The sequence below is a fragment of the Rhodospirillales bacterium genome, assembly GCA_016872535.1.
Taxonomy (GTDB): domain Bacteria; phylum Pseudomonadota; class Alphaproteobacteria; order Rhodospirillales; family 2-12-FULL-67-15; genus 2-12-FULL-67-15.
The window spans coordinates 1-4,435 of sequence record VGZQ01000130.1 but is presented as its reverse complement, the minus strand read 5'-3'; the positions used below and the strand labels follow the sequence as shown (position 1 = coordinate 4,435).

General features: G+C 58.5%; 2 protein-coding genes. Both read left to right on the top strand.

Annotated elements, in window-relative coordinates:
• Nucleotides 1–1,075 precede the first annotated feature (1,075 nt).
• Nucleotides 1,076–2,149, top strand: coding sequence for an N-acetylneuraminate synthase (gene neuB, locus FJ311_15860; protein MBM3952909.1), 1,074 nt, complete (start codon nucleotides 1,076–1,078; stop codon nucleotides 2,147–2,149).
• Between the two features lie 190 nt (nucleotides 2,150–2,339).
• Nucleotides 2,340–4,313: a radical SAM protein gene (locus FJ311_15855; GenBank protein ID MBM3952908.1), complete on the top strand. Its 1,974-nt coding sequence runs from the start codon at nucleotides 2,340–2,342 to the stop codon at nucleotides 4,311–4,313.
• Nucleotides 4,314–4,435 lie beyond the last annotated feature (122 nt).

Sequence of the window (4,435 nt, the reverse complement as noted above, 5' to 3'; positions counted from 1 at the left end):
CCGCGCGGGCCCTGCGCCGGGGATTCCATCTGGCCGCGTTCCCGCGCGTGCCGCTGTCCGAGGACGAGGAGGCGGCGGTCGCGGCCATCATCGCGCGGCTGAAGACGGCCTGGGCCGAGTCGGCGCAGGGACCGGCGCATGGCATCGAGCGTTTCCGCCGCGCCTATGTTCTTGAAACCATCATCGCCTCGGGCCGGTTCCGGGCGATGGCGGCGCGGATCAAGAACTGGCGGCGACTGTTCGAGCGCCATCGCTTCCGCCGCGTGCTGGTAACCGATTCGACCAACTACGAATCCCGCATACCGGTCGAACTCGCGCGCGTTTTCGGCGTTCCCGCCGATGAGCTGGTCAACGGCATGTTCAATACCCATCAGCGGCACGATGCGCGGGTCGGCCTCGACGGCCGGCCGCCGTTGCTGACACGTTTCCTGTCCTGGGGCGCGCAGGGCGAGGAGTGGCTCGCCGAGACCGGCTCGCCCCTGCCCGCGCGCCGGACCGGCTATCCGGTTCTCGATCCCCTCCGCGCCGCGTCGGCGCCGCGCGCGCGATGGACGCGGGCCTTGGTTCTGGCCTGCCCGCCCGTTCCCGACGACCTGGTTGCCATGCGCGGCGACGGATTCAAGTACGCCGTCGAGGTGCTGGCGATGCTGGCCGAAGCGGGATACGAGACCCGCTTCAAGCTTCACCCCGGCCTTGAGCGCGCGGATTATTACGCCGAGGTCTTCCGCCGCCACGGCATCGAGACCCGAATATTGCAGACCGAACCGATCCATCCCGAAATCGACTGGGCGGACGTGGTCATCGGCCCGATTACGTCTGGCGCCGTGGTCGAGGTGATGGCCATGGGCAAGCCTTATATCCCGGTCGTGATGTCGCCCAGCGGCGTTACCGAGGGCGGCAAAGTCGATCTTCCCGTTTGCCGCGACGCGGGCGAGGTTCACGAGCGCCTGCGCCGACCGCGCGATCTGGTCGCGACGATCGCCGGCGCACTGGAACGATTGAGCGCGTTCGTCTCCATCCCCGACGCGGGCGCGGAAGTCTGGCGCGCGCTGACCGAGCCCGCCGGAGCCCGGGCATGAGCATCGTCATTATCGCCGAAGTCGGCGTCAATCACAACGGCGATCTCGGCCGCGCGCTGGCCCTGGTCGACGCGGCCGCCGAGGCCGGCGCGGACATGGTCAAGTTCCAAAGTTTCGTCGCCGACGAATTGGTCGGCCGCCAAGCGCCGAAATGCGATTACCAACGCGCGACCACGGATGCGGCCGAAACCCAGCACGCGATGATCAAGCGCCTGGAACTCGACCGCGCCGCGCACGAACGGCTGGTCGCGCGCTGCGCCGAACGCCGGATCCGCTTTCTCTCGACGCCCTTCGATCTGCCCAGCCTGCGGCTGTTGACCGGGGAACTCGGTCTTCACCTTGTCAAGATCCCCTCAGGCGAAATCACCAATGCCCCGTTGCTGCTGGCCGCGGCGCGCGCCGGCGCCGACATCATTCTTTCCACCGGCATGAGCGACCTCGACGACGTGCGCCGCGCGCTGGGCGTGTTGGCGTTCGGCTATTTGGGGCGGACCGAAAAACCCAGGACGGAGTTTTTCGCTGCCGCCTTCGCCGATACCCGAGGGCGCGCCATGCTGGCTAAAAAAGTGACGCTGCTTCATTGCACGACCGAGTATCCCGCGCCCTTCGAGGACGTGAACCTGCGGGCAATGGACACCCTGCGCGAGGCGTTTGGGCTGCCGGTCGGCCTGTCCGACCATAGTCCCGGGATCAACGTCGCCGTCGCGGCGGCCGCGCGTGGCGCCGTCGTGATCGAAAAACATTTCACGTTGGATCGGACCCTGCCCGGGCCGGACCACAAGGCCTCGCTGGAGCCGGGCGAACTCAAGGCCATGGTCGAGGGCATCCGCCAAGTGGAGCGAGCCTTGGGCGACGGGCGCAAGGCCCCGGCCCCCTCCGAGATCAAGAACATCGCCGTAGTCCGCAAGTGCCTGGTTGCCCGGCGCGCGATCAAGGTGGGCGAGGCGTTCGGCGAGGACAATCTCGCCGTCAAGCGCGCGGGCGGCGCACTCGCCCCGGATCGCTATTGGGATTGGTTGGGCCGCGTCGCGACGCGCGCCTACGCCGAGGACGAGGCGATCGAGCCGTGAAAATCGCCGAGGAAAATCTTATAGGCCGCATCCCACACAATGCGCAGGGTTGCTCTGTGCGATCGAAGTGATACCGTATCTCCGGAAATCAAGATGCATCTTGAGAGTGTCGAGTAGAATGCCCCTATGTGATTTCGGGATTTGAATGTCCGTGGAAAAATCCCAGCTTTAGCGTCTTGGAGCATTACGAATGTCTCGGCAACTGCGCATCCTCCTCGCCGACTTGTGTTACTCGAACCAGTACACAGCACATACGCGCTACACACCCCTGAATATCGGGTTCGTCGGCCAATATCTAAAACAAAAAGCGGGAACGGACGTTGACGTTACCCTCTACAAAAATACGGCATCTCTCTATCCTGATATCGCGGCCAAAAAGCCGGATGTGGTTGGTTTCTCCCTGTATTATTGGAATACGGACCTTGGCCGAGAGGCCGCCCGCTATGTCCGCGCCCTTTATGGATCCGATGTGACTATTGTTTATGGCGGCCCCAGCATCGATACGGATCCGAGCGAGCAGCGCCGCCTTTTTGCGGCGTTGCCGGATGCCGACTTTCTGGTTGTCAACGAAGGTGAGATTGGTTTTTGGAATATTGTCGAAAGATTGCTTTCCAACCGTTCCGGGCTGAAACAAGATCCGATTGACGGTGTGGTCTTCGTGGAAGATGGCACATTGCGAGCGGGGCGAGCGGTTGGCCTCACTCTTGACCTCGAAACGCTCGGCTCTCCATATCTGTCCGGATTGTTGGATCCTTTTCTCACTGAAGAATTTCAACCGCTTGTACAGACATCCCGTTTTTGCCCCTACACATGCGCCTTTTGTGTCTCCGGCAAGCTTCGCGGAAAAATCCGAGCATTTCCCATAGAGCAGATAAAGGAAGATCTATCCTACATCGCTAGGGCCTACGCCGGCCGCGATTATCAAACGCTATTTATTGCCGATGAAAATTTTGGAATTTTGGAACGTGACACGGATATCGCGCGATATGTCCGCGAATGCGGTGAACGTGTGGGATATCCTAAGTCGGTATTTTTCTATAACGACAAAAGATTTACGAATACGGCGAGGACGGTGGTCGAAACGCTGGGCGAATATAATCAATTGGGCCTGTGTTTGGCGCTTCAAACCGAAAACCCCGAAACGTTGAAGGCGATCAATCGGCGCAACGTTAGCGAGACAGAAATTGCCGCTGCCATTGATTGGGCCAAAGAACGGAATCTATCAACGACAACGGAACTTATCTTTGGCTTGCCGTACGAGACACGCGAATCATTTGTTGATCTGCTGAATCGCTCGGTCGCTCGCGGCTTCGATACTGTGCTTTGTCACAATCTATTCATCATGGATGGGATTGAGTTAAACCGTCCTGGTGTTCGCGAGAAATACGGCATTAAAACGGCCTTCCGCCTACTAGGAAGCAATTATGGATATGTCGAGAATCAATTTGTGTTGGAACACGAGGAAGTTGTTGTCTCCTCAGGTAGTTTCTCTGAAAGCGATTTTTTAGCCGTGCGCGGTCTGAATTTCATGTTCTATACGATATTCGCTCTCAATTTCTATAAACCCGTTTTTCAGCTATTGCGGAGCATGGGGATCGATCTAGCCACCCTCATCGAGCGCTTTCTATCGGGTGATGGCGGCAATGAACCATCATACCGCCGTTTTTTGGACGACTTCTACGCAGCGGCAAAGGGTGAACTTTTCGCAAGTCGAGAGGCGCTCGTGGCGCACACCATGGCCCAATACGAAGCAAACGGATACCGTGTAGTTGAGCCGACACGTATCAACGTGGCTTTCGGCGCTCGGTTGATCCATCAAGAAAAAGGATGGGTTCGAAAGATACTTGAAAATCTGATTCGGACAGAGTTCTCTGATTCGGCGGCCCTGAACGGCACTATGTTACAAGAGGCTTTCGACCTTTCTGAACGGGAGCGTATAAATCTGAGAACCTTAGAAATACCACCGCCGCTTGCCGTGAGCTACGATTTTTCCGGGTGGAAACGCAATAAATATGAGTCACTCCCCCAGCGTCTCGATAGGGCACGAGAGCTTACTTTCGCCATCTCTGATGGTGCCAAAAATAAAATTGATTCATTCCGGCGCCATTTCGGTCATGAAGAAGATTCTTCTTTTTTCTATCAGTCCATGGATTTTATTAGGTAATTAGGGCGAAACGTAACCAAAAAAGGCCTTCAGGAAGAGCCTGAAGGTGTTGTCGCCCCGGTGGTTGAAACGGAACTCGATTTCCTTGAGGTACATGGGGAAGTGGTACCTGGAGACGCCGC

Coding starts and splice junctions, on each gene's coding strand:
- neuB (MBM3952909.1), top strand. CDS start 1,076: ATGAGCATCGTCATTATCGCCGAAGTCGGCGTCAATCACAACGGCGAT.
- FJ311_15855 (MBM3952908.1), top strand. CDS start 2,340: ATGTCTCGGCAACTGCGCATCCTCCTCGCCGACTTGTGTTACTCGAAC.